This is a genomic window from Streptomyces rishiriensis (genome assembly GCF_030815485.1).
Lineage (GTDB): Bacteria > Actinomycetota > Actinomycetes > Streptomycetales > Streptomycetaceae > Streptomyces > Streptomyces rishiriensis_A.
Map to the genome: position 1 here is coordinate 5,688,053 of NZ_JAUSWV010000002.1, position 23,887 is coordinate 5,711,939.

Consider the following 23,887-nt stretch of genomic DNA (forward strand, 5'->3'; position numbering starts at 1 on the left):
GACTGTTCGGGTGCCGGGCCGGGCGGCTGTCTGTTCGCCCGCCCTGCGCAGGCCCAGGGCGTCAGGGCTTCGGTGCTCGCAGGATCACGCCGATGTGTGCCGCCGCCGTGGACAGGTGGCGGCGCGCTTCGCGGAGTTGGTCCCCGGTGACGCCGTGGTCGCGGGCCGCGTCGCGGATGTCGTCCCGGAAGCGGTCGAGCAGGCGGTCCAGATCACGGGCCGGGTCGCCACCACTGTTCTCGTAGGCGTCCTCGTGGGCCCAGGCCGGTTCGTACCCGGCGGGAAAGTCCTCCGGGGTGCGGGAGTATTCGGCGGCGCAGGAGCCCTCGGCGGCGCGGGAGCTCTCGGTGGGGCGGGGCGCCGCGGTGGCGGAGTCCTCCGGGTGCGTGGTCGCCGTCGAGGCTGTCGGAGCCGTCGGGCCGGGGGTGGTCGCCGAGGCCGCCGTGGAGCCCGGCGTGCCGGTGCGGCCGAAGCCGAAGTCCCTGCCGTACTCCCTGCCGAAGTCCCCGAACTCCTTGGCGAGTTCCGTCAGGCCCTCGCGGACGCCGGTCGGCCAGTCGCCCCGGCTGAAGTGGTCCTGCACCTGTTCCTGGACCCTGCGGGCGATGCGCTGCACTTCTTCCTGGGCCTGGGTACGGGCCCGCTCCTGCGCCTCCTTGGCCTGGCGGCGGGCCCGCTGGGCCTCCTCGCGGGCACGGCGGCTCTCGTCCTTGGCCCGGCGCGCCTGTTCCTTCCACTCCTGCTTGACGCGGCGCATCTCCTCCTTGGCGGCGCGCCACGACTCCTTGTCGCCGTACTCCCCGTACTCACCCGGTTCGCCGGACTCCGCGGAACCCGGCCCGGCGCCCTGACGGGCCTCGGTGGCCGCCGCCCGCATCTCGCGCCGCAGATCACCCGCCGCGCCGCGCACGTCGGCCCGGATCTCGGCGGCCAGTTCGGCGACCGACTCGCGGATCTCCAGCTCCAGGTCCGCCAGTTCGCCGCTGCGGTCCGCCAGCTCGGCCCGGCCCGCGTCGGTGATGGCGTAGACCTTGCGGCCGCCCTCGCTGGTGTGGGTGACCAGGCCCTCGGCCTCCAGCTTGGTCAACCGAGGGTAGACCGTGCCCGCCGACGGCGCGTAGAGCCCTTGGAAGCGTTCCTCGAGGAGACGGATCACCTCGTAGCCGTGGCGCGGCGCTTCGTCCAGCAGCTTCAGCAGGTAGAGGCGGAGACGGCCGTGGGCGAAGACGGGGGGCATGTCAGAGCACCTTCTTGTCGGTCGTGCTGTCGGCCGGGTCGCCGGAGGAGCTCTCGCCGCCCTGGCCGGAAACGGCATTGTCCCCCGAGCCGGTGGACCTGCCTGAGCCCGCTCCACCCTGCGGTCCGGTCGCCGGGGCCGGGGCCGGGGCCGGGGCCGGAGCCGAGGCCGGAGCCGGTTCCGGCGCCGGTTTCGACACCGACGCCTGTGTCTGCTTCGGCGCGCCGGTCGCCGGCTTCGCCTTCCGCTCGTCGGGCCACCCGTCGTCCACCGTGTCGCCCGGCGCGTCGTGCGACGCCTCGCCCACCGCACTGTCGGCCGGCTCGTACGCCGTGTCCTCCGCCGGGGGTCGTCGCAGCAGGGCGATCGAGCCGGAGATCGTCGTCGCCTTCAGGCTGCCGTTGCCCGCGCCCAGTCGGCCGGTGATGCGCTTGGCGCCCCACTGCCCGCTGACCCGGAGGTCCTCGAAGGCGTTGGAGACCGAGCCGCTCGCGGTGTTCGCCTCCACCCGTGCGTCCGCCGGATGGGGCAGCCGGATGGCGATCTCGCCCGACACGCTGGTCAGGTCGATGCTTGCGGGGCGGCTGGTCGGATCGAGGTCGACGATCATCGACCCGCTCACGGAGTCGGCCTTCACGGAGGAGCCCGCCTCGACCACGGTCAGGTCGCCGGACACGGAGTTGAAGCGCAGATCGCCGGTGAGGGCCTGGGCCTCGACGCTCCCCGAGACGGTGTCCGCGCGCACCGGTCCCGAGAGCCGCACCAGGGTCGTGTCCCCGTTGACCCCCCTCACCTCGGCTCCGCCCTCGATGCCGGAGACCACCGCGCCGGCGCTGACGACGCCCACCTCCACGCGGGTGCCGGCCGGCACGGCCAGCGAGACCACGGCGCTGCGCCGCCACCCCTTGCGGTCGAGCCACTTGAGGAATCCCTTCCAGGGCAGGTCCTCGTACGCCACCGTGAGGCTTCCGTCGCGATGGCTCACCACCAGGGGCGGTCCCTCGATCCGCGAGATCTCCAGGCGGGCGGGGCCCTCGTCGGCGCCCACGATGTTCACGGTGCCGTCGACGATGCGCACGCGCAGTTCGCTCACGGGCTCGTCGAAAGAGAGCTTCCTCGGCTCGGCGACGGACCACTCGGACATGGTGCGGACCTCCTCACGACAGCGACACGACACGCCATATCGCGTCTCCCGCAAAACACGATATATCGCGGGCACGGAAAGTCAAGACACCCGTTCCGGTGATCACCGGGTACGCAAAAGGGGCGCCCCCGGGGCGCCCCTCCACGCGAACCGTCGTGAACGGCCTACTCGTCGTCCTCGTCGTCCAGCCGTGCCAGCCATGTCGCCAGCCGCTCCACCGGCACCTCGAAGTCCGGATTCAGGTCGACGAACGTCCGCAGCTGCTCGGCGAGCCACTCGAAGGTGACCTCCTCCTCGCCGCGCCGCTTCTCGAGCTCCTCGATTCCGCGATCGGTGAAGTACATGGATCGTGCTCCGTGGGTCGGTTGCAGGGATAGGCATCCCCCCTCGGGGGAAGGACCCTTGTTCCTGCGAGGGGAGGAAGAGATCCGCTCTCCGCTGGGGGAGGGGACAGGAAAAGGATAGGCGCAGGAGGACGGCGTCCCGCGGGCCGCCGGAGCCCTCGCGCGGTCGGAACCCCGCGGCCGGCCCGCGTGCCGACGGGCGGGGCCGGGGGGACTGGGGAAGCGGGGGAGTGCCATGAGCGGTGAGGACGTGACACGGGTGGCGCGCATCGCGCTGCCGGACGGGACGCCGGTCTGGGCCCGGATCTCGGGGACGGGGGAGCTGACCGCGCCGTCCGGGCGGCTGTCGTACAGCGACACCGGGTTCGCCGAGCGGGTGGAGGCGAGCGTGGAGAGCCTGCACGCGCTCGTCACGGGGGTCGCGCGATCGCTGGCGGAGCCGCTGCGCGCGGTGCGGCCCGACGAGGTGAGCGTCGAGTTCGGCATCGAGCTGACCGCCAAGGCCGGGAAGGTCGTCGGTCTGCTCGCCGACGGCGAGGCCAAGGCCGGCATCACGGTCACCCTCACCTGGAACGGCGGGCCACCGGACCCCGGCACACCGCCTCCCGCGTCCCCCGGCGCGGGCGCCCGCGCGCGTGACGGCTCGTCGGCCGGCGAGGACGGGGTCCGGCGCGCGGGCGCGTCCCCCGGCGCGCCGGTGCACGGGGGCGCCGACGGCACCGTGGGCGGGGGCGCGGAATGACGGGCGGGCACGCCCCGGGCGCATCGAACGCGTTCGATGCGGCCCGTCGTGCACTGCGTGAACTCGTCGTGGCGGCGACCGTGCGCATTCATCGCCCGGTCGTCGGGTATGCCCTGGAAGAACCCGACACGTTCCTCGGGAGCGGCTTCTTCGTCGCCCCCAACTGGGTTCTGACCTGCGCACATGTGGCTTGCGGCGGGGAGGGGGGCGAGGTCGTGGTGGTGTACGGGACGACACCCGGGCGGGGCACGTCCACCGCCCCCGGCCGGGTGGTGGCGACGCTTCCCGACCGGACCGACCGGACCGACCGCACAGGCCAGGCCCTGCCCGCGGGCAACTGGCCCGCCCCCGACCTCGCCCTGGTCCAGCTGACCGAGCCGGTCGACGACCACGAGTGCGTGTATGTCTCCGAGCGCCCGGCGGCGTACTACGGCGAGGGCCGGGTGCTGTACGCCGGCTGGACCGAGAACGAGGGCCGCTTACAGGTCCTGGACGGCACGCTCACCGTGCAGGGCACCATCGGCGGCTGGTCCTCCGACGTGCAGATGCGGCTGGGCGACAACGACCTGCCGTACGGCGTCTCGGGCGGCCCGGTGATCGACCCCGAGCGCGGCGAGGTGATCGGCGTGCTGAAGGCGCGCTCGGACCACCGGCCGGGCGGCACGTCCACCGGGATCGAGCAGCTGCGCACCCTGCGGGTCCCGGCCGAGGCGGTGCCCGCCGAGCACAGCGACCTGTACCAGGCGGTCTTCCACGCCCACGACCGCTACCACCGCGACCGGCAGCGCCACCCCGCCTCCCGGCGGCAGACCTGGACCGACGTGCAGGGCAGGCTCGGCGCGCGGCCGGGCCGCACCCTCAGCCCGGACGAGCGGATCCAGCTGCTGGGCCGGCTCGCCGAACTCCCGCCGCCGCAGAGCACCCGAGGTCTGCTGGACATCCTGGACTCCCTGCCCGAACTCCAGGCCCCCACCCCGCTGCCCGCGCCGCGCGGCTGGCGCGACGGCCTCGGAGCGCTGTACGAGAGCGCGAGCGACGACGGGGCGCTGGAACTGGTCCTCGACTACGCGATGCGGGCGATGTCCGCCCCGCGCCCGTTCGTCGTGCCCAGCACCCCGGACGCCGAGAAGGCCCTGTGGGTCTGGGTGTGGCAGACCGCGCAGCGGCTGAGCGCCCGCTACCGGTCCGGTCTCGCCGAGCAGCGGTTCGAGCGGCTGCGCCGGCGGGAGGAGGCGGAGCGCGACGTCCCCGCCACGGTCTTCGGCGCTCACCGCGTCGGCAGTGCGGCCCGGCCCTCCGCCCTGCTCGAACTGGTGCGGCGCGGCTGGGAGCCGGACCGCTGCGACTGGTCGGTCTCCACGGCCGCGCCCGGCGGCGAGGTGGTCCGGCTGCACGAGGCCGAGCGCACCTTGCTGGCCGACCTGCCCGCGCACCTCGCCGGCCCGCTCGGGGAGGCCTTCCGGCACTGCGACGAGCCGGGCAGGCCCGCGCTCCTTCAGGTGGCGCTGCCCCACGCGCTGCTCGGCCTGGAGGTCGACACCTGGCAACTGACGCCCGGGCAGGAGCCGTTGGGGACGCTGCGGCCGGTGGTCGTCCGCTGCGCCGACCGCGACCTGCTGCCCGACGAGGCGTTCGGCGCGTACGGCACCGACGACCTGGACGGTCCGGACGACCTGGACGCGGAGCGCCGGGCCCGCTGGCGCTGGCTGCACGGGCACCGGGCCAGGGCCGAAGTCCTGGACTGCGACGAGGGGTTGCGCAAGCCCGTACCGACCGTGGAGCAGCTGCGCGCCCTGTCGCACGGCACCGTCCCGGTGCTCTGCCGTTACGGCGACCTGCGGTACGAGGACGACGCGGAGGCGCTCGCGCGGATCGTGCTGGGCGGTTACGGCGTGGCCCTGTGGCGCCGGCGGCACGGCCGGGCCGACGCCGTCTGCGGGGAGTTCCACCGCGGCACGATCGACGGGATCGCCGAACCGCCCAGCGCGCAGCATCTGCCCGAGGCGGTGCACGATCTCCGGATGCGGCTGCGCGCGGGCCGTACGGAGTCCTTCTGGGCCGACGGCGTCGCCCTGCTGTACGACGACCCCCATCAGCCGCTGCCCGGTGCCGGAGACCTGCTGGAGGCCCCTTGAACCCACCCGCCCGAGGGGCCGGTCGGCCCCTTACCAGGCACCTCCAGGATGGATAACGTGATGCACGTTCGGACGGCCGCGGCGGGTGGACGAGTGACGAGGACCGGATCATGACCGAATCCAGTGAGTGGCTCATCTACCGTGGCGCCGGCGAACCGCACGACGGGATCGAGCGGCTGCCCGACCCGCCCCCCTGGCGGGACTTCACCAGCCGGGACGCGGCAGGCTCCGGCGACGGTTCGCAGGACCGAAGGCTCGGCGCGCACCGGCACCTGGCGGAACTGCACCGGCCGGGCGCCGAGGAACTGGAGATGATCAACGCGGCGCTCTATCTGCGCCGTCCCCTGCTCGTCACGGGCAGCCCCGGCGCGGGCAAGAGCACGCTCGCCCACTCGGTGGCGTACGAACTCGGCCTGGGCGACGTGCTGCGCTGGTCGATCGTCAGCCGGTCCGCGCTCCAGGACGGGCTGTACCACTACGACGCGATCGCCCGGCTCCAGGACGTGCAGATAGCCGCCCAGGGCGGGTTCGGGTCGGCGGCGGGCTCGCCGGGCGCGGTCGAGGGCATCGGCAGCTACATCCGGCTGGGACCGCTCGGCACCGCGCTGCTGTCTTCCGAGACCCCGCGCGTGCTGCTCATCGACGAGCTGGACAAGAGCGACATCGACCTGCCCAACGACCTGCTGAACGTCCTGGAGGAGGGCGAGTTCGCGATCCCCGAACTGGAGCGCATCGCCGACCGGCTGCCGGACGGCGAGGCGGAGGTGCTGACCGCCGACGGGGTGAAGGTGCGGGTGCGGGACGGCCGCGTGCGCTGCCGCGCCTTCCCGTTCGTCGTGCTCACCAGCAACGGGGAGCGCGACTTCCCGGCCCCGCTGATGCGCCGCTGCATCCACCTGGAGCTGGGGCGCCCCGACCACAACCGGCTCGCCACCTTCGTCCGTGCGCACCTCGGCGACGAGGCGGCGCGCGCGGGGGACGACCTGATCACGCGGTTCCTGGAGCGGTCGCGCAGTGAACTCCTCGCGGCGGACCAGTTGCTGAACGCGATCTACCTCACCGACGCGGCCGCGCCGCCCAGTCGTGACCGCCTGGCCGACCTGCTCATCCAGCGACTCGACCGCCCGAGGTGAGGGCCTGATGCCCGACGCAGCGGCCCGCCACGGGCCCGTGCCGCCCGACGGCCGCCGTCCCGACACCCCGGGCGAGGCTGCGGCGGGAGGCGCCCGTCCCGGCACCCCGGGCGGCTCCGACGAGCCCGGCGCCGCACCGACGCCCCAAGCGCGCGGCGGCGATCCGCTCGCCGAACTCGTCGCCCGGTTGCGCGACGTGGGACTCGACCCCGATGTGCCGCAGCTGTGCGACGCGCTCTGGCTGGCGCGCTGGACCCGGCCGGTGCACGCCGCCGACCAGGAGGACCCGTCCGTCGGGACCGGTGGCCGGCCCACGCCCCGGCCCGACGGCGGCAACGGCCGCGACGGGGAGGGACGGCCGCGGGGGGACCGCACCGAACGGCCGGAGCGGCCGCCGCGGGAGGTGGGGGCCGACGGGCGGGTGAGCCTCTACCCGGTACCGCAGGACGGGGAGGAGCGCACCCGTGGTGCGGGGCGGGCCGCCGCGCTGCCGGTGGGCGTACCCGCTGCCCCCGTGCTGCCCGCCCCGCTCGAACTCCAGCGCGCGTTACGGCGGTTGCAGCGTTACCGGAGCCCCGCTCCACCGCTGCGCATGCGGCTCGACGAGACGGCGACGGCGGAGCGCAGCGCGCAGGCGGGCGGCCTGATCCTGCCTGTCCACCGGCCCGTCACCCGGGGCGACGCCCGGCTCCAGCTGGTGCTGGACGCCTCGTCCTCGATGCGCGTGTGGGACCGGCTGTTCATCGAACTCCAGCAGGTCTTCGGTCAGTTGGGCGCCTTCTCCGACATCCAGGTCAGCCATCTGCACCAGGGGCCCGACGGCCGGCCGGCCGTCAGCCGCAGCCCCGACGCCTACGCGGTGCCGCTGCACTCCGCGGACCGGCTCAGCGACCCCACCGGCCGCCGGATCGTCCTGTTCGTCAGTGACTGCGCGGGCCCCCTGTGGCACAGCGGCCACGCGCACCGGCTGCTGCACCACCTCTCCCGGCAGGGCCCGGTGGCCGTGCTCCAGCCGTTGCCGCAGCGCCTGTGGAACCGCACCCGGCTGCCGGTGCTGTTCTGCGAGCTGAGCCGCGGCGAGACGCTCGGCGGAGCGGCCGCGCTGCGCGTACGCACCCCCGCGGGGGTTCCGGCGGAGGCACGCCGGGGTGCGCTGCCGGTGCCGGTGCTGCCGCCCGAGCCGGTCGCCCTCGGCGCCTGGGCGAGGCTGCTGTCCGGGGCCGGTGCCGGGCCCGTCCCGGGCGCCGTGGGCTGGGTGCGCGCGGACCAGTCGGCCGCCCCGGCGGCGCGCGCCGACCGGCGGCGCACGCCCTTCGAACGGGTCAGCAGGTTCAGCTCCAGCGCCTCCCCGGCCGCCGGACGGCTCGCCGTCTATCTGGCCGCCGCCCCCCTGTGCCTGCCCGTGATGCAGCTCGTCCAGCGCACGATGCTGCCCGACTCCGGGCCGGCCGAACTGGCCGAGGTGCTGGTCGGCGGCCTGGTCACGCGCGCGTCGGAGGAGTACACCGACGGCGGCGCCCAGTGGTACCGCATCGAACCCGATGTGCGGGACGCCCTGCTGTCCCGGCTGGGCCGCGACGAGGCCATGCTGGTGCTCAAGCACTGCTCGGAGTACATCGAGCAGCGTTTCGGCAAGGGCGGCCCCAACTTCCCGGCTCTCGCCCTGGCCCAGCTCGGCGACGGCGGCACGGGACGCCCGTCCGCGTCCACCGCCCCGCGCACGGACCAGGGTGACCACGCCGACCACGCAGACCACGGCGACCACGCAGACCACGGGGACGACGGCGACCACGGTGGCAACGGCGAGGAGGCACCCGTGCCCCAGCCCTTCGCGGAGGTCGCGGCCCGCGTGCTGCGGCGGTTCATGCCGCTGCCCGAGCAGTTCGAGAGCGCCGCGGGCCAGACCGGGCCGGGACAGCCCGTGGACCGGCCGACGCACCAGGCGGTCCGCAGGGCCCGAGCGCTGATCGAGCGCTTCGACAGCGAGGGCATGATCCAGGACGTCATCGACGCGGTGCAGCTGCTGCGCGGCGCCACCGAGCGCGAGCGGACGGGCGCGGACCCCGAACTGTGGGCCGAGTACGCGCACTGCACCCTGCGGCTGTGGGAGGTGCAGGGCGGCGACGACCTCCTCCAGGAGGCCGAGGCGGCCGCCGAACGGGCGACCGCGCACCCGCGCCGGCTGCACGAACGGGCCGTGCTGGCCCGGGTGTTGCACGCGGGCGCGACCGACCGCAGACGGCGCGGCGACCGCACCGGCGCGCTGGACCTGCTGCGCCGCGCCGACCGCGAGTACGCCGTCGCCTGCGCCGCGCCCGGGCTCGACGAGAAGCAGGCGCTGAAACTCACCTTGGAACGCGTGCGCGCCCTGGACGCGCAGTGGCGGCTCGGCGGGGACAGCGCGCTGCTCCAGGGCGCCGTCGGCATGCTGGAGGCCTTCGCCGACGTCTGGCCCGACCGGCGTCAGCGCCCGCCCGAACTCCCCCTGGAGCACGGCCGTATCCTGCTGCGGCTCTCGGGCGCCACCACCGATCCCGTCCAGGCCCGTCTCTACGCCGAGCAGGGCGCGCAGTCGCTGCGCACCGCCCTGGACACCGGAGCGGAGCCGTACACCGCCGAGTCGGCACGCGCGCGGGTGCGCATCCTGCTCGACCTGGTCGACGCGCTGCTCCAGGCGGGCGGCCCGCTGGACGACGCCCAGGCCCGGGTCGACGAGGCCCTCGCCCTGGTGCGCGAACAGGGACGGCGGGCGTCCCTGCTGGCGCGGGCCGGCCGGATCGCCGTGGCCCGATACGCCGAGTCGGGCGATCCGGCGGAGCTGGAGACGGCCGCTGACCGCTTCGCGCAGGCCGCCCAGCGGATGTCCCGCGACGCGCCCGTGCACGCCGACGTCCTCGCCGAGTGGGGCGAGGCGCTGCTGCGGCTGGCCGGGCTCCGCTCCGGGGTCCGGGCGCAGGACGCGCTGTCCCGGGCGATCCGGGTCCTGCGCGACTGCCGGATGGAGACCCCGGCGGGCAGCCGTCAGGTCGCCCACCGGCTGCTGCTGCTCGGCCGCGCCCTGATGCTGCGCTACCGGGCCCGCGGGGACCGGGTCGACCTGCGCGAGGCCGAGCACCTCTTCGGGCTCGCGGCGGCGGACGCGGGCGATCCGCTGCTGGCCGCCCGCTGTCGACTGGAACTGGGCCAGGTCCAGTTCGAGGCCTACCGCAGCCTGCGCCGCCCGGCCCGGCTCGACCTCGCGGTCGACGCCTTCCGCGACGCGGCGGAGGCGGCCCGGGAGGCGGAGGGGGTGGCCGAAACCGGCCGTCGGCGCCATGAGGCCGTCGAGCTGTGCGCGCAGGCCCATCACTGGCGGGGTATGTCCTATGAGGCGGCCGCCCGGCCGCGCGCTGCCCGCGAGGCCTATCGCCTGGCCCGTGCGGAGTGGTCGAGGCTGCCGGACGATCACCTGGGGACGGGTGAGCCGACGGCGGAGCAGACGGCGCGGCGGTTGGCCGCGCTGGAACGGGCGACGTGAGCGGAGCGAGTCGGGAGGGGCAGGCATGGACGCACTGGACGGGTCCGCGGGAGTGACGGTGGCGCCGGAGGTCCCCGGCGAGGGGGAGCCGCTGCCGGATCTGCTGTCGCTGGGTCTCGAGGAGCTGGGGACGATTGAGCATCCCGTGCTGCTGGAGCTGCTGGCAGAGCTGCGGGACCGGGCGGGAGAGTCGGGCGAGCCGCTGTGGGGATTCGCCTCTGCGCTCTGAGGCGACCACCGTCAGCACTCCGGAGCGCCGGATTCGCGCCAATCGATCGTTTGAAGTCGATTCCGGATTCTTCTGTGCACGACTCGGACAACTTCGGTCGGGCGGGGTTTGTGACCCGTGCCCGCCCGGGAAAGCGCCCCCATGCGGCTCAAGGGCCTAGGCATGGGGGTGCTGGAGTGTCTCGACAGGCCTTCCGCCAGTTCATCGTGAAGACGCACGGCCGCTGCAACCTCGCCTGCACCTACTGCTACCTCTACGAGGGCCCCGACTCCACCTGGCGCGCCCGCCCCGCGGCCGCCTCCGACGAGGTCCTCGACCGCACCGCCACCCGCATCGCCGAACACGCCGGCGCCCATGCCCTCACGGACGTCTCCCTCGTCCTGCACGGCGGCGAGCCCCTGCTGGCCGGTGCCGGGAGGCTGGCCCGCTTCACGGCCCTGGTACGCGACCGAGCCCCGGAGGGCTGCACGGTCCACGCCACCGTCCAGACCAACGCCACCCTCCTCACCGCTCGGCGCCTCGCCGTACTGGCCGACGCGGACATCCGGATCGGCGTCAGCCTCGACGGCGGCCTCGCCGCGCACAACGCCCGCCGCGTCGACCACGCGGGACGTCCCTCCTGGCCCGCCGCCGCGCGCGGGGCGCTGCTGGTCGCCGAGCAGGCGCCGCAGGCCTACGCCGGGATCCTCACCGTCGTCGACGTCACTCTGGACCCGGTGGAGACGTACGAGTCCCTCCTCGCCCTGCGACCGCCCGGCCTGGACTTCCTGCTGCCGCACGGCAACTGGTCCGCCCCGCCGCCCCACTGGGCGGACGCCCGTCACGGGGAGTGGCTGTGCACCGTCTTCGACCGCTGGTGGCGGGCCGGCCGGCGGGAGACCCGGGTCCGCCTCTTCGAGGAGTGCATCGCCCTGCTGCTGGGGCTGCCCTCGGTCACCGAGGCCCTCGGGCTCGCTCCGTTCGACGCGGTCGTGGTCGAGACCGACGGCTCGATCGAACAGGTGGACGCCCTGAAGTCCGCCTACGACGGCGCCGCGTGGACCGGCCTGGACGTCTTCCGGCACGCCTTCGACGAGGCGCTGTCGCATCCCGCGGTCGCGGCCCGGCAGGCGGGTGCCGCGGCCCTCGCGGACCAGTGCCGGGCCTGCCCCCTGCTGACCGTCTGCGGAGGCGGTCACTACGCCCACCGCTACCGGGCGGGGCACGGCTTCCGCAACCCGTCCGTGTACTGCGCGGACCTCCAGCGCTTCATCCGCCACGTCGCCGGCCGGCTCGCCGCGGACACGGCCGCCGTCCCGGCCGCCCCGGAAGGAGGCACACCGTGACAAGGCCGACGGTCCCGGACCGGGCCCTCGCGGAACTCGGCCGTACCGAGGGGGCTCCCGACACCCTGGCCCTCCTCGTGCGGGACCAGGACACCCGACGGCTGCTCCTGCTGCGCGCCGTCCTCGACGCGGCCGAGGCGGCGGACCCCGCGCTCTGCTCCCCCGGACGAAAGGCCCGGCTGCGCGAGGACTGGGCGCTGCTCGCCGAGGCCGACCGCCCACAGCCACCCGGCACCGCTCACGCTCCGGCCGACACGCCGCAGGACGTACGAGGGACGCGGCTGCCTCGGCCCGGCGCGCCGCACCCCTCGTCGGACCCGGCTCGGCCCGAGGGCGGCGCGTCCCGGCACCCGCAGGCGATGCCGCACCCCCGGTCCGGCGCACCGCGCCCGTCGTCGGGCGTCCCGCATCCGCCGGAGGGCATGCCCCGGGATGCGCGTAGGACGCCGGACGCCTCGCCCGGCGCGCCGCATCCCTTACCGGGTACGGCCCACCCGCCCCCGCCGGGTGGCGCGCTCTCGCCTGCCCGGGCCCGGCTCTTCCACCCGCTGACCGGCCCATGGGCCCTGAGCTGTCTGCACGGACTCGACGGCCGCGCCGGCCCCCCGGACGAGTCCCGGGCCCGTCGGCTCCGGCGGGACCTCGCGCACTTCAGCGCGATCGCGGCGGTGGCGGCTGCGCGCGCCGGGATCCCGTTCACCGTCCGGCTGACCGCGTACGACGGAGTGCTCACGCTGCCGTCCCTCGGCTCGCTGCACACGGCCACCACGGGGGACGTCCCCGTCGACGTCACCCACCGGGAAGGGTGCCTGACGGTGCGCCAGCCCGACGCCCCGGACATCGCCGTCCGTCTGGAGAGCGGGACAGGGGCCTGGTCCGGCGCCCTCGCCTGGACCCCCCTGCACGCCCTGCCCGGCCTGCCGTCCGCCGGCGGCCCCATGCCCCTGGACGACATGGACCCCTACCGTGTCGCACCGGGCCCCCGCCACCGGACGCTCGGCGGACCCGCGACCCTCGACGACGGGGACTGCAAACGCTGGCTCCAGGCCTGGTCGGGCACCGAGGCGGCACTGCGCACCGGCGGCGCGCACCGGGTGAGCGAGGCGGCGGCACTGCTGCGCTGCATGGTCCCCCTGGAGCGGCCGCCCGGCGCCGAGGGACGGGACAGCTGCAGTGCGACCCGGCACGAGGCGTTCGGCGCCCTGCTCTCCAGCACCCCGCAGGACGCCCCGGCCCTGGCCGAAACCCTCGTCCACGAACTGCATCACGCCAAACTGGCCGCCCTCGGAGACCTCGTGACGCTCCATCACGCCGGCCCGGAGGCGCGCTACTTCGCCCCCTGGAAGACGGACCCCCGACCGTACGACGGCCTGCTCCAGGGGGTCTACTCGCACCTGGCCCTCGCGGACTACTTCCAGCGCCGTGCGCTGCACACCACGCCGCCCGACAGCGAGTACGCCTGGTCCCGGCACGCCCGTTACCGCGCCCAGGTCGGAGCGGCCCTGCCGGGAGTCGTCGGCTCGCCCGACCTCACCGTCCGCGGACGCCGGTTCGTCGACGAGATGACCGCGACCTACGAACGCATGGCCGACCATCCGGCGCCCCGGAACCACACGGCGCGGGCCCAGGCGTACGTGAAGGCCGTGCGCGCGCTGTGGACGCAACGTCATGCTCCCGCCGTGCCACGCCCGAAAGAATGAGGATGGGCGGCGAGGGGCCGCCCGGTGCGCGAAGATCGTCGAATCGAGGCACGCGTGGATGAAGTCGGCGGACTTACGCACGACGCGCCGAGGTTCTAGGATTTTGGTACTACGCGCTGGAGGCCGCTGCATGTCTGGAGCTCGTACGCCGGTGGGGACGACCGGGAGAGGGGCCGCACGGCAGACGGTCACGATCCATTTCGCGGGTTTCAACCGGGCCTGGGCGGCCTGGGTGGGGGACCGGCTCGAACGTCGTGGTCTGCGCGTCGTCTACCTGCGCTGGGACTCCCCGGCGGACGTCCCCCTGGTGGACCTGCTGCGCGACCTGGAACTCGCCGAGGGCCGCATCCTCATCATCGTCAGCGAGTGGTACTTCCAACTCGGCCCCCGGACGCAGGAGGAGTGGAACGCGGCGCTGCGCGAGGTCGTCGCCCCCGACGCGTCCCGGTTCGCCGCGGTCTCCGTCACCTCGGCGTCCGTGCCCTCGGCGACCGCCGTCCTCGCCCCGGTCGACCTGACCAACATGGGCGCCGAGGAGGCCGAGCGCCGACTCCTCGACCGGCTGGACCTGCCGACCGACCCGCTGCCCGAGCCCGCCGACGCGGCGCGCCGCGGTCCCCGGTTCCCGGCGTCGATGCCCGAGGTCTGGGGCGGCGTGCCCCGCCGCAACACCCGGTTCACCGGCCGTGAGTCACTGCTCAACGAGGCCTACCACGTGCTGCGCAACGCCGAGCCGGGCGCCGGCGTGGTCACGTTCCACGGCATGTCGGGAGTGGGCAAGACCCAGCTGTCCGCCGAGTACGTCTACCGCTTCGGCTCCGAGTACGACGTCGTCTGGTGGGTCAACGCCGAAAAACGCGTCACCTACCGTCGGCTGCTCGCCGAACTCGCCCCGAAACTCGGGCTCCAGACCGGCCAGGAGTACGGCGAACGGCTGCGCGCGGTCCGCGACTCGCTGCGCCGCGGCGAACCGTACGGACGCTGGCTGCTGATCCTCGACGGCGCGGACGAGCCCGACCAGATCTGGGACCTGGTGCCGACCGGCCCCGGCCACGTCATCATCACCTCCCGCAACCCGGAATGGACCGAGCACAACAGCAAGCTGCTGGAAGTGCCCGTCTACGCTCGCGACGAGTCGGTGGCGTTCATCCGCCGCCGCGCCCCGCGGCTGACGGAGGTGGAGGCCGACCAGCTCGCGGACGCGCTGGAGGACCTGCCGCTCCTGCTCGACCAGACGGCGGGCTGGCTGAACGACTCCGACCTCTCGGTGCGCCAGTACATCGCCCTGCTCGACGGCGGCATCGACAGCGACGTGGTGAAGGTGTCGGCGGACTTCCCGCTGGCCTTCCAGACCGCGTGGTCGATACTGCTGAACAAACTCCGCGACACCGTCCCCGAGTCGGTCGACCTGCTGCGGCTGTGCACGTTCTTCGCACCGGGCTTCATCCCCGTCCGTCTGCTGCGCGAGATGTCCAGCGAAGCACTGCCCGAACAGCTCGCCGGACTGCTCAACGACCCGCTGCTGTGGAACAAGGCGATCAACCAGCTCCGCCAGTACTCGGTGGTCCGCCTGGAGTCCCACGAAGCGCTCGGCGACGAGGCCGCCGCTTCCGGCGAGTCCCTGTACCTGCACCGCATGGTCCACCAGATCGTGCACAAGGACATGCCGGACGCGGACCGCAAGGAGTTCATCGACGTCGTACGCCAGGCCCTCGCCGCGGCCGATCCGCGGCGGCCCACCGACCCCGACCTGTGGCCGGGATACGCCCAGATCGTGCCGCACCTGAAGTACGCGGACGTGCTCCAGACCCAGGACCCGGGCGTCCAGCGGCTGGTCTTCAACTGCCTGCGCTACATGTACTTCTCCGGCGAGTACAAGGCCGGCATCAAGCTCGGCGAACGTGCCATGGAGGCCTGGCGCGAGCTGCTCGGTCCGACCCACCCCAGGATCTGGGAGCTGAGCTACCACTACACCAACCTGCTGCGCGCCGTCGGCGACTACGCCGGGACCGAGGCGCTCAGCCGCGCGGCCTCCGAGCACCTGAAGGCGGAGCGCGGGCCCCAGGACCTGGAGCATCTGCGGGCGGCGGCCGGTCTCGCCGCCGACCTGCGCGGCCTCGGCCGTTACGACGAGGCACTGGAACTCTCCCAGTGGGTCCTGGTCGGATACCGCGACCTGCTCGGCGAACAGGACTCGCGGAGCCTCAACTCCCTCAACAACCTGGCGGTCTCCCTGCGTCTGCTCGGGCGCTACCAGGAAGCCCTGGACATCGACCGGCAGACCCTGGAGTCCCGGCGGGTGCTGCTGCGGGCCCGCCATCCCTGGACGCTCGGCTCCGAGATCTACTACGCCATCGACCTGCGGCTGCTCGGGCGCTACGCGGAGGCCGAGTCCATCCAGGCGAAGAACGTGCGTGAGAGCCGTCTCGTGATGGGCCGCGACAACCCGCAGACCCTCAGCGCCGAGCACAACCTCGCGCTGTGCCGCTACCGCCTGGGCGACCGCGACCGCGGCCGGGACCGCGGCATCGAGTGGGAGGAGCCCGGCGAGATGCTCTCCAGCGTGCTGGAGCGCGGTGAGCGGGTGCTGGGCGAGACCCATCCGCTGACCCTGATCTTCGCCACGGCCCAGAGCTGCTACGCCCGTGAGCACGGCGACATCGACCGGGCGCGTGAACTCAGCGAGGCCGTGGTCGCGCGCTACGAGGTGATGCTCGGCGAGGGCCACCCCTTCGTCTCCGGCGCCCGCGCCAACCAGGCGCTGATCCTGCGCAACGTCGGCGAGCGGGAGGCCGGCCACGTCCTCCTGGAGCAGGCGCTCGCGTCGATGTCGGAGGCGGTGGGCGAGAACCACCCGTGGACGCTGGGCTGCGCACTGAACGCCTCGGCCCTGCGCAACATCGTCGGCGACACCGAGAGCGCCGCCGACCTCAGCCGCGACACGGTCACCCGGGCCACCGAGTCGCTCGGCCGGACCCACCCGCTGACCCTGTCGGCGCGGATCGCGTACGCGGCGGACCTGCGCGGTCTGCGGGACCGGCGGCAGGCGGAGAAGGCCGAGCAGGAGGCCCTCTCGGACCTCGACTCGACGCTCGGCAGCAAGCACCCGCACACCGTCTCGGCCCGGTCCCGCAACCGCCCCTACTGGGACTTCGAACCCCAGGTCATCTGAGAACCCCCGGTCGTCCGAGAACCCACGGTCGTCCCGCGAGAACCCCCGGTCGTCCCGCGACCCTGGTCGCCCGGCAACCCCGGTCGTCCCGCGACCCCCGTCGCCCGGCAACCCCGGGTCGGGGCGTCCGGGCAGGCCGACCGCCGGGCGACGGCGAAGGGCCCGCCCCCGAAACCTCCGGGGGCGGGCCCTTCGCCGTCGGACAGGTCCGCCGGACGAATCCTTCGGACACGTCGGTCGGACGCGTTCGTCAGGCGGGTTCGAGGGCTCAGGCCTCGAACACCTCACGCACCAGCTGCTCCTGCTCCGCTTGGTGCCGCTTGGCGGAGCCGACCGCCGGGGACGAGCCGTGCGGGCGCGAGATGCGGCGCAGGCGCTCGCCGTGCGGCACGTCCGCGCCGACCGCGAGGTCCAGGTGGTCGATCAGGTTCAGGGCGATGAACGGCCAGGCGCCCTGGTTGGCCGGCTCCTCCTGGGTCCAGAGGTACTTCTCGGCGTTGGGGTACTTGTTGACCTCCGCCTGGACCTCGGCACCCGGCAGCGGGTACAGCCGCTCGAGGCGGATGATCGCCGTGTCCGTGACGCCGCGCTTCTGACGCTCGGCCTCCAGGTCGTAGTAGACCTTGCCGGCGCAGAAGACGACCTTCTTCACGGCCGCCGGGTCGGTGACCGTCGTGTCACCGATGACCGGGCGGAACTGGCCGCTCGTGAACTCCTCCGCCTTCGACGCGGCGGCCTTCAGGCGCAGCATCGACTTCGGGGTGAAGACGACCAGCGGCTTGTGGTGCGGGTTGTGCACCTGCCACCGCAGGAGGTGGAAGTAGTTCGACGGGAGCGTGGGCATCGCGACCGTCATGTTGTTCTGCGCGCAGAGCTGGAGGAAGCGCTCGACGCGGGCCGAGGAGTGGTCCGGGCCCTGGCCCTCGTAGCCGTGGGGGAGGAGGAGCGTGACACCGCTCGTCTGGCCCCACTTCTGCTCGGCCGCCGAGATGTACTCGTCGACCACGGTCTGCGCGCCGTTGACGAAGTCGCCGAACTGCGCCTCCCACATCACGAGCGCGTCGGGACGGGCCAGCGAGTAGCCGTACTCGAAGCCCATCACCGCGTACTCGGAGAGGAGGGAGTTGTAGACGTTGTAGCGGGCCTGCTCGTCGTTCAGGTACTGGAGCGGGGTGTGCTCCTCGCCCGTCTCGCGGTCGATGAGCACCGCGTGGCGCTGACCGAAGGTGCCGCGCTGCGAGTCCTGGCCGGACAGCCTGACCGGGGTGCCCTCCAGCAGCAGCGAACCGACGGCCAGCGTCTCGCCCATGCCCCAGTCGATCGTGCCGTCCTCGACCATCGTCGCCCGGCGCTGGAGCTGGGGCAGCAGACGCGGGTGGACGTGGAAGTAGTCCGGGATGTTGACCTGGGACTCGGCGATGCGCTTGACGACCTCCGCGGACACGGCGGTGTTGACCGCTACGGGGAAGTTGTCCTGCGGCTCGTGGGCGTCGCCGGCGGCGGGCTGCGCGGTGGCCTCGCGGACCTCCGTGAAGACCTTCTCCAGCTGGCCCTGGTAGTCCTGGAGCGCCTGCTCGGCCTCTTCCAGGGTGATGTCGCCGCGACCGATGAGGGACTCGGTGTACAGCTTGCGCACCGAGCGCTTCTTGTCGATCAGGTCGTACATCAGCGGCTGGGTGAAGGCCGGGTTGTCCGACTCGTTGTGACCGCGGCGGCGGTAGCAGATGAGGTCGATCACCACGTCCTTGTTGAACGCCTGGCGGAACTCGAAGGCCAGCCGCGCGACACGGACGACGGCCTCCGGGTCGTCGCCGTTCACGTGGAAGATCGGGGCCTCGATCATGCGCGCCACGTCGGTGGCGTACATCGACGAGCGCGAGGATTCCGGGGCGGCGGTGAAGCCGACCTGGTTGTTGATGACGATGTGGACCGTGCCGCCCGTGCGGTAACCGCGCAGCTGCGACATGTTCAGGGTCTCGGCCACCACGCCCTGGCCCGCGAAGGCCGCGTCGCCGTGCAGGGCGACCGGCAGGACGGTGAAGTCCGTGCCGCCCTTGTTGATGATGTCCTGCTTGGCGCGGGCGATGCCCTCGATGACCGGGTCGACCGTCTCCAGGTGGGACGGGTTCGCGGCCAGCGACACCTTGATCTGCTCGCCGTCCAGGCCCGTGAAGGTCCCCTCGGCGCCCAGGTGGTACTTCACGTCGCCGGAGCCGTGCATCGACTTCGGGTCGAGGTTGCCCTCGAACTCGCGGAAGATCTGCGCGTACGACTTGCCGACGATGTTCGCCAGGACGTTCAGCCGGCCGCGGTGGGCCATGCCGATGACGACCTCGTCGAGGCGCGACTCGGCCGCGCTGTCCAGCACCGCGTCGAGCAGCGGGATGACGGACTCGCCGCCCTCCAGGGAGAAGCGCTTCTGGCCGACGTACTTCGTCTGCAGGAAGGTCTCGAAGGCCTCCGCCGCGTTCAGCCGGCGCAGGATGCGCAGCTGCTCCTCGCGCTCCGGCTTGCTGTGCGCGCGCTCGATGCGGTCCTGGATCCAGCGGCGCTGCTTCGGGTCCTGGATGTGCATGAACTCGACGCCGGTGGTGCGGCAGTACGAGTCGCGCAGCACGCCGAGGATGTCGCGCAGCTTCATCAGGGACTTGCCGGCGAAGCCGCCGACCGCGAACTCCCGCTCCAGGTCCCACAGGGTGAGGCCGTGCTCGGTGATGTCGAGGTCGGGGTGCTTGCGCTGGCGGTACTCCAGCGGGTCGGTGTCGGCCATGACGTGGCCGCGGACCCGGTAGGAGTGGATCAGCTCGAAGACCCGGGCGGCCTTGGTGACATCGTCGTCGTGGCTGGCGTCGATGTCCTTGAGCCAGCGGACCGGCTCGTAGGGGATGCGCAGCGCCTCGAAGATCTCGTCGTAGAAGCCGTTCTCGCCGAGGAGGGAGTTGGCGACGACACGGAGGAACTCGCCGGAGGCGGCGCCCTGGATCACCCGGTGGTCGTAGGTCGACGTGAGCGTCATGACCTTCGAGATGCCGAGCTTGTTCAGGGTGTCCTGGCTGGTGCCCTGGAACTCCGCCGGGTAGTCCATCGAGCCGACGCCCATGATGACCGACTGTCCGGGCATCAGACGCGGCACGGAGTGCACGGTGCCGAGGCCGCCGGGGTTGGTCAGGGAGACCGTGACGCCGGTGAAGTCGTCCATCGTCAGCTTGCCGTCGCGGGCGCGGCGGACGATGTCCTCGTAGGCCTGCCAGAACTCGAAGAAGTTCAGCGTCTCGGCCTTCTTGATGCCGGCGACGACGAGCTGGCGGTCGCCGTTGGGCTTCACCAGGTCGATGGCCAGACCGAAGTTGACGTGCGGCGGCTTGACGAGGGTGGGCTTCCCGTCCTTCTCCGCGTAGTGCCAGTTCATCGACGGCATGGCCTTGATGGCCTGCACCATCGCGAAGCCGATCAGGTGCGTGAAGGAGATCTTCCCGCCCCGGGCGCGCTTGAGGTGGTTGTTGATGACGATGCGGTTGTCGAACAGCAGCTTCACCGGGACCGCGCGCACGGACGTGGCCGTGGGCAGCTCCAGCGAGGCGTTCATGTTCTTGGCGACCGCGGCGGCGGGGCCGCGCAGCGTCACGAACTCCGGACCCTGCGCCGGCGCGGCCGAGGCGGCGGCGGGCGCGGGCTTCGCGGCGGCCGGGGCCGCCTTCGCCGGAGCCGGAGCAGCGGCAGGTGCGGCGGCCGCGGGCTTCGGGGCGGCGGCCGGCGCGGGAGCCGGCGCGGCGGGCGCCGGAGCAGCGGGCGCAGCCTGGGCCGGAGCGGCCGGAGCGGCCGGAGCGGCCGGCGCCGGGGGCGTGGTGGTCGCTGCGGCCCCCGCGGCCGCAGTACCCGCCGGAGCCGAGGGAGTGGCGGCCCCTGGCTTGTAGTCGGCGAAGAAGTCCCACCAGGCACGGTCTACCGAGTTCGGGTCCTGGAGGTACTGCTGATAAATCTCGTCGACGAGCCACTCGTTCGGCCCGAACGCGGCAGCGGGATTCTTGCCCGCTTGGTCTGCGTCGGTCGAGATACTCGATGCGTTACTGGGGGACTGTGGCGACACGGCGGCAACCGCCCTCTTCCGCTTCACAAGGTGATGGACAGCGGGAATAAAGGCTACGCCCCCTTGAGGGGGAAGGTCAGACCGGGCCCGTGCATCGTCGCGTAAGTCACATCGGAAGGTGCGTTTCGCGGCTGTAAATGGCGGGAAACAAGCGCGGTTGCGCGTCAAAAGGGATGTGTTGATGCGGGTCGCGCACGCTGAGCGTGCGGACCCGTGCCGACCTGGGACGGTCCGGTGCCTGATCACACGTGTCCGTCAGCGCGGACGTCGGTGGATCTTGTGGCTCCGGTTCGAACTTTACGTCAACTTGAGACGGAAGACTCTCCCGGAAGGGTGACAAGAATCCGGCAGCCCCGCTCGGATTCGGCCACTCCGATCCGGCCGCCGTGAAGATCGACCGCCCAGCGGGCGATCGCCAGCCCCAGCCCCGTGCCGCCGTCGCTGCCCGGTCCGTGCGGCCGGCGGACGGCTCCCCGGTTGAACCGCTCGAACACGCGGCGCCACTCCGAGCGCGGAATGCCGGGCCCCTCGTCCAGGACCTCGATCTCCAGCGACTCCGGCAGCGGCCCGCGCCGCGCCTTCACCGTCACCCGTCCGTGCGGCGGGCTGTGCTTGACCGCGTTGTCGATCAGGTTCGCGACGACCTGGTGGATCCGCTCCGGATCCGCGTGCGCGGTCAGCTCCGGCGGGGACACGTCCAGGTGCAGATGGACGTCGGTGCGCGTGTGGTTGCCGCCCGATCCCATCGTGGCGCGCGCCGAGGCGACCATGTTGGCCTCCTTCAGCACCCCGGACAGGTACGGCCACACCTCGAAGCGCCGCTTGCGCAGCGGGACGACGCCGTTGTCGAGGCGGGACAGGTCCAGCAGCGTCTCGACCAGCCGCCCGAGCCGCTCGGTCTGCTTCAGGGCGGTGCGCATCGTCTCGGTGTCCGCCTCGGCGATGCCGTCGACGACGTTCTCCAGTACGGCGCGCAGACCGGCGATGGGCGTGCGCAGCTCGTGCGAGACGTTGGCCACCAGCTCCTTGCGCTGTCGGTCCTGCGCCTCCAGCTCGTCCGCCATGACGTTGATCGTCTGGGCCAGGTCGCCCAGCTCGTCGCGGCGGTTCTCGCTCACCCGACGGGTGTAGTCGCCGTGCGAGATGGACCGGGCCACCGTGTTCATCTCGTCCAGCGGCGCGGTGAGCGAATGCGCCACGAACTGCGTGATCAGCAGTGTGGCGATCATCGAGAAGACCGTGATGAAGCGGAGCTCCGTCTTGGTGTGCACCGCGATCATCGACAGACCGGTGGTGATCAGCACCGAGATGACGACCAGCGCGCCCAGTTTGGTCTTGATCGAGAACGGGCGTACTCGGCCCCAGGGCTCCCCGGGGCTTCTCGGTCCGTCCTGCCCGGGGCTCATGGCGTCGGGGTCTCCAGCGCGTAGCCCACGCCGTGCACCGTACGGATCCGTTCGGCGCCGATCTTCCGCCGCAGCGCCTTGATGTGGCTGTCGACGGTGCGGGTGCCGGAGGCGTCCGCCCAGTCCCAGACCTCCGCGAGGAGCTGCTCGCGGGAGAGCACCGCGCGCGGGGTGTTCGCCAGGCAGACCAGCAGGTCGAACTCGGTGGGCGTGAGGTGCACGTCCTCCGAGCGCACCCGCACCCGGCGCTGCGCGTGGTCGATCTCCAGCTCGCCGAGCCGCAGGATCCCGCTGCGCGGGGTCGTCGCCGCGATCGCGGCCCGCTCCACCCGGCGCAGCAGCACGTGCACGCGTGCCGCCAGCTCCCGCATCGAGAACGGCTTGGTCATGTAGTCGTCGGCGCCCACGCCGAGCCCGACCAGCATGTCGGTCTCGTCGTCGCGCGCGGTGAGCATCATCACCGGCACCGGACGGGAGGCCTGCACACGACGGCAGACCTCCAGGCCGTCGAAGCCGGGCAGCATGATGTCGAGGATCAGCAGGTCGGGCTGCCAGGCCTCTGCCGTGTCGACGGCCGCCGGGCCGTCGCCCGCCGTTTGCACGAGGAATCCCTCGGCGCGCAGGCGGGCCGCGATGGCGTCGACGATCGTCGGGTCGTCCTCGACCACCAGAACGCGCCGCTGCGCGCCGGGCGTCGCCGTCGCCGTGCTGTTGTGTGCGGTGTGTGTCTGCTCCATCGCCCGCCCCTGAGTGTGCTTTCCGGAACCAGTGGGGTGATCCCTTGTCTGCGCATGACTGCGGTTGACGCGTAAATGATCGGCGTCAGGGGTGCAGCGTACGGGGAGTCACCACGGCTTTGCTATCCAGGCCGGACCGCGAGGTGCACGACGTCCGGCACGCCTCGGGCAACCGGGATCTCTTCGGTACGCACCTGCTGGAACCCGGCATTCCTCATGGTTCCCTCGAATTCCGCAGAGGGCTGGGCCGACCATACGGCCAGTACCCCACCCGGCCTCAACACCCGTGCGCAGTTTGCGAGTCCGGCCGTGGAATAGAGGCTGTCGTTGCCCTCCGTGACGGTCCAGTCGGGCCCGTTGTCGATGTCGAGGCATACCGCGTCGAACGTGTCGCATGTCTCATTGACGTAGTCGAGCAGATCCGCTTCGACGATCTTCGATCGGGGGTCGGCGAGCGCGTCCCCGGAAAGCGCGGCCAGCGGGCCGTCGACGTGCCAGTCGATGACGGCGCGCTCGCGCTCCACGACCGTGACGGCGCCCCAACGGGGATCGGCGGCGGCGTGCGCCAGGGAGAAGCCGACGCCGAGGCCGCCGATCAACAGGTCGGGCGACGGGCGGCCGTTCAGCGCGTCCCGTGCGGCGTCGACCAGGAGCCGCTCCGAGCGGCCGTCCGATGTGTCCATCAGGAAGCAGCCGTTGGCGATGATCTGGAGCAACTCCCCGTGCCGGCGCAGGACGACCTCGCCGTAGGGGCCCTCACGACGGTCCAGTACTTCGGGTGCGTCGGGGATGTCGTACGGGGTGGGCATCGGCCCATCCTGGCATTTCCCTGACGGTTTGTTGAGGGATTTCCGTGGACGGCGGATGAGGTTGACGTACAGGCGTTCAGGGCGGCTTCGGGGCGGCCTGGGGGCACGTGGGAAACGGCCGGGAGAATTCTCGGAGCTTTCTGTGAATCGGCTCAGGCGTGGCGTCGGTC

Annotated in this window: 15 protein-coding genes; 8 read left to right on the plus strand and 7 right to left on the minus strand. The window is 72.8% G+C overall.

Going from position 1 to position 23,887, the window contains the following annotated elements:
• Positions 1-61: 61 nt before the first annotated feature.
• From QF030_RS27945 to QF030_RS27955, 3 genes are all read right to left on the minus strand, one after another.
• A complete protein-coding gene (locus tag QF030_RS27945) occupies positions 62-1,237 on the minus strand; it encodes a PadR family transcriptional regulator (RefSeq protein WP_307165357.1) in 1,176 nt (391 codons plus the stop codon).
• 1 nt (position 1,238) lies between these two features.
• Complete coding sequence (locus QF030_RS27950) at positions 1,239-2,381, minus strand: DUF4097 family beta strand repeat-containing protein (protein ID WP_307165358.1); 1,143 nt, start codon at positions 2,379-2,381, stop codon at positions 1,239-1,241.
• A gap of 164 nt (positions 2,382-2,545) precedes the next feature.
• Positions 2,546-2,725 (minus strand): DUF6104 family protein, encoded by a 180-nt coding sequence (locus tag QF030_RS27955; protein WP_003992906.1) that lies wholly within the window; start codon positions 2,723-2,725, stop codon positions 2,546-2,548.
• Positions 2,726-2,960: 235 nt separating this feature from the next.
• Between QF030_RS27955 and QF030_RS27960 the strand changes: the two genes are divergently transcribed.
• From QF030_RS27960 to fxsT, 8 genes are all read left to right on the plus strand, one after another.
• Positions 2,961-3,467, plus strand: coding sequence for a CU044_2847 family protein (locus QF030_RS27960; protein ID WP_307165359.1), 507 nt, complete (start codon positions 2,961-2,963; stop codon positions 3,465-3,467).
• An 80-nt stretch (positions 3,468-3,547) separates the two neighbouring features.
• Positions 3,548-5,602 (plus strand): VMAP-C domain-containing protein, encoded by a 2,055-nt coding sequence (locus QF030_RS27965; RefSeq protein WP_307165360.1) that lies wholly within the window; start codon positions 3,548-3,550, stop codon positions 5,600-5,602.
• A gap of 110 nt (positions 5,603-5,712) precedes the next feature.
• Positions 5,713-6,735, plus strand: coding sequence for an AAA family ATPase (locus QF030_RS27970; RefSeq protein ID WP_307165361.1), 1,023 nt, complete (start codon positions 5,713-5,715; stop codon positions 6,733-6,735).
• 7 nt (positions 6,736-6,742) lie between these two features.
• The gene (locus tag QF030_RS27975; protein ID WP_307165362.1) at positions 6,743-10,252 is read left to right on the plus strand and encodes an SAV_2336 N-terminal domain-related protein; all 3,510 of its coding nucleotides are present in this window, start codon (positions 6,743-6,745) and stop codon (positions 10,250-10,252) included.
• Between the two features lie 25 nt (positions 10,253-10,277).
• Positions 10,278-10,481: an FxSxx-COOH cyclophane-containing RiPP peptide gene (gene fxsA, locus QF030_RS27980; protein ID WP_307165363.1), complete on the plus strand. Its 204-nt coding sequence runs from the start codon at positions 10,278-10,280 to the stop codon at positions 10,479-10,481.
• A gap of 176 nt (positions 10,482-10,657) precedes the next feature.
• Entirely contained in the window at positions 10,658-11,806 is a 1,149-nt protein-coding gene (locus QF030_RS27985) for an FxsB family cyclophane-forming radical SAM/SPASM peptide maturase (RefSeq protein WP_307165364.1), read from the plus strand.
• The gene (locus QF030_RS27990) at positions 11,803-13,506 is read left to right on the plus strand and encodes an aKG-HExxH-type peptide beta-hydroxylase (protein ID WP_307165365.1); all 1,704 of its coding nucleotides are present in this window, start codon (positions 11,803-11,805) and stop codon (positions 13,504-13,506) included. Before QF030_RS27985 ends, QF030_RS27990 begins: the two co-directional genes overlap by 4 nt.
• A gap of 130 nt (positions 13,507-13,636) precedes the next feature.
• Positions 13,637-16,678, plus strand: coding sequence for an FxSxx-COOH system tetratricopeptide repeat protein (gene fxsT, locus QF030_RS27995; RefSeq protein WP_307165366.1), 3,042 nt, complete (start codon positions 13,637-13,639; stop codon positions 16,676-16,678).
• A 268-nt stretch (positions 16,679-16,946) separates the two neighbouring features.
• On the opposite strand, the gene QF030_RS28000 is transcribed toward fxsT, so the two are convergent.
• The 4 genes from QF030_RS28000 to QF030_RS28015 all read right to left on the minus strand — a co-directional run bounded on the left by QF030_RS28000 (position 16,947) and on the right by QF030_RS28015 (position 23,717).
• Positions 16,947-20,765 carry a multifunctional oxoglutarate decarboxylase/oxoglutarate dehydrogenase thiamine pyrophosphate-binding subunit/dihydrolipoyllysine-residue succinyltransferase subunit gene (locus QF030_RS28000; RefSeq protein WP_307165367.1) on the minus strand — a complete coding sequence of 1,273 codons (3,819 nt, stop codon included), beginning with the start codon at positions 20,763-20,765 and terminating at the stop codon, positions 16,947-16,949.
• 302 nt (positions 20,766-21,067) lie between these two features.
• Positions 21,068-22,171 (minus strand): HAMP domain-containing sensor histidine kinase, encoded by a 1,104-nt coding sequence (locus tag QF030_RS28005; RefSeq protein WP_307165368.1) that lies wholly within the window; start codon positions 22,169-22,171, stop codon positions 21,068-21,070.
• Positions 22,168-22,908 (minus strand): response regulator transcription factor, encoded by a 741-nt coding sequence (locus QF030_RS28010; protein WP_020130720.1) that lies wholly within the window; start codon positions 22,906-22,908, stop codon positions 22,168-22,170. The genes QF030_RS28005 and QF030_RS28010 overlap by 4 nt, the downstream gene beginning before the upstream one ends.
• 122 nt (positions 22,909-23,030) lie before the next feature.
• Positions 23,031-23,717, minus strand: a complete 687-nt coding sequence (locus QF030_RS28015; RefSeq protein ID WP_307165369.1) for a spermidine synthase — start codon at positions 23,715-23,717, stop codon at positions 23,031-23,033.
• Positions 23,718-23,887: the final 170 nt, after the last annotated feature.

Bases quoted from the DNA above. Each gene is read 5' to 3' on its own strand.
- QF030_RS27950 (WP_307165358.1), bottom strand. From the start codon at position 2,381: ATGTCCGAGTGGTCCGTCGCCGAGCCGAGGAAGCTCTCTTTCGACGAG.
- QF030_RS28005 (WP_307165368.1), bottom strand. From the start codon at position 22,171: ATGAGCCCCGGGCAGGACGGACCGAGAAGCCCCGGGGAGCCCTGGGGC.
- QF030_RS27960 (WP_307165359.1), top strand. From the start codon at position 2,961: ATGAGCGGTGAGGACGTGACACGGGTGGCGCGCATCGCGCTGCCGGAC.
- fxsA (WP_307165363.1), top strand. From the start codon at position 10,278: ATGGACGCACTGGACGGGTCCGCGGGAGTGACGGTGGCGCCGGAGGTC.
- QF030_RS27955 (WP_003992906.1), bottom strand. From the start codon at position 2,725: ATGTACTTCACCGATCGCGGAATCGAGGAGCTCGAGAAGCGGCGCGGC.
- fxsT (WP_307165366.1), top strand. From the start codon at position 13,637: ATGTCTGGAGCTCGTACGCCGGTGGGGACGACCGGGAGAGGGGCCGCA.
- QF030_RS27945 (WP_307165357.1), bottom strand. From the start codon at position 1,237: ATGCCCCCCGTCTTCGCCCACGGCCGTCTCCGCCTCTACCTGCTGAAG.
- QF030_RS28015 (WP_307165369.1), bottom strand. From the start codon at position 23,717: ATGCCCACCCCGTACGACATCCCCGACGCACCCGAAGTACTGGACCGT.
- QF030_RS27975 (WP_307165362.1), top strand. From the start codon at position 6,743: ATGCCCGACGCAGCGGCCCGCCACGGGCCCGTGCCGCCCGACGGCCGC.
- QF030_RS28010 (WP_020130720.1), bottom strand. From the start codon at position 22,908: ATGGAGCAGACACACACCGCACACAACAGCACGGCGACGGCGACGCCC.
- QF030_RS27970 (WP_307165361.1), top strand. From the start codon at position 5,713: ATGACCGAATCCAGTGAGTGGCTCATCTACCGTGGCGCCGGCGAACCG.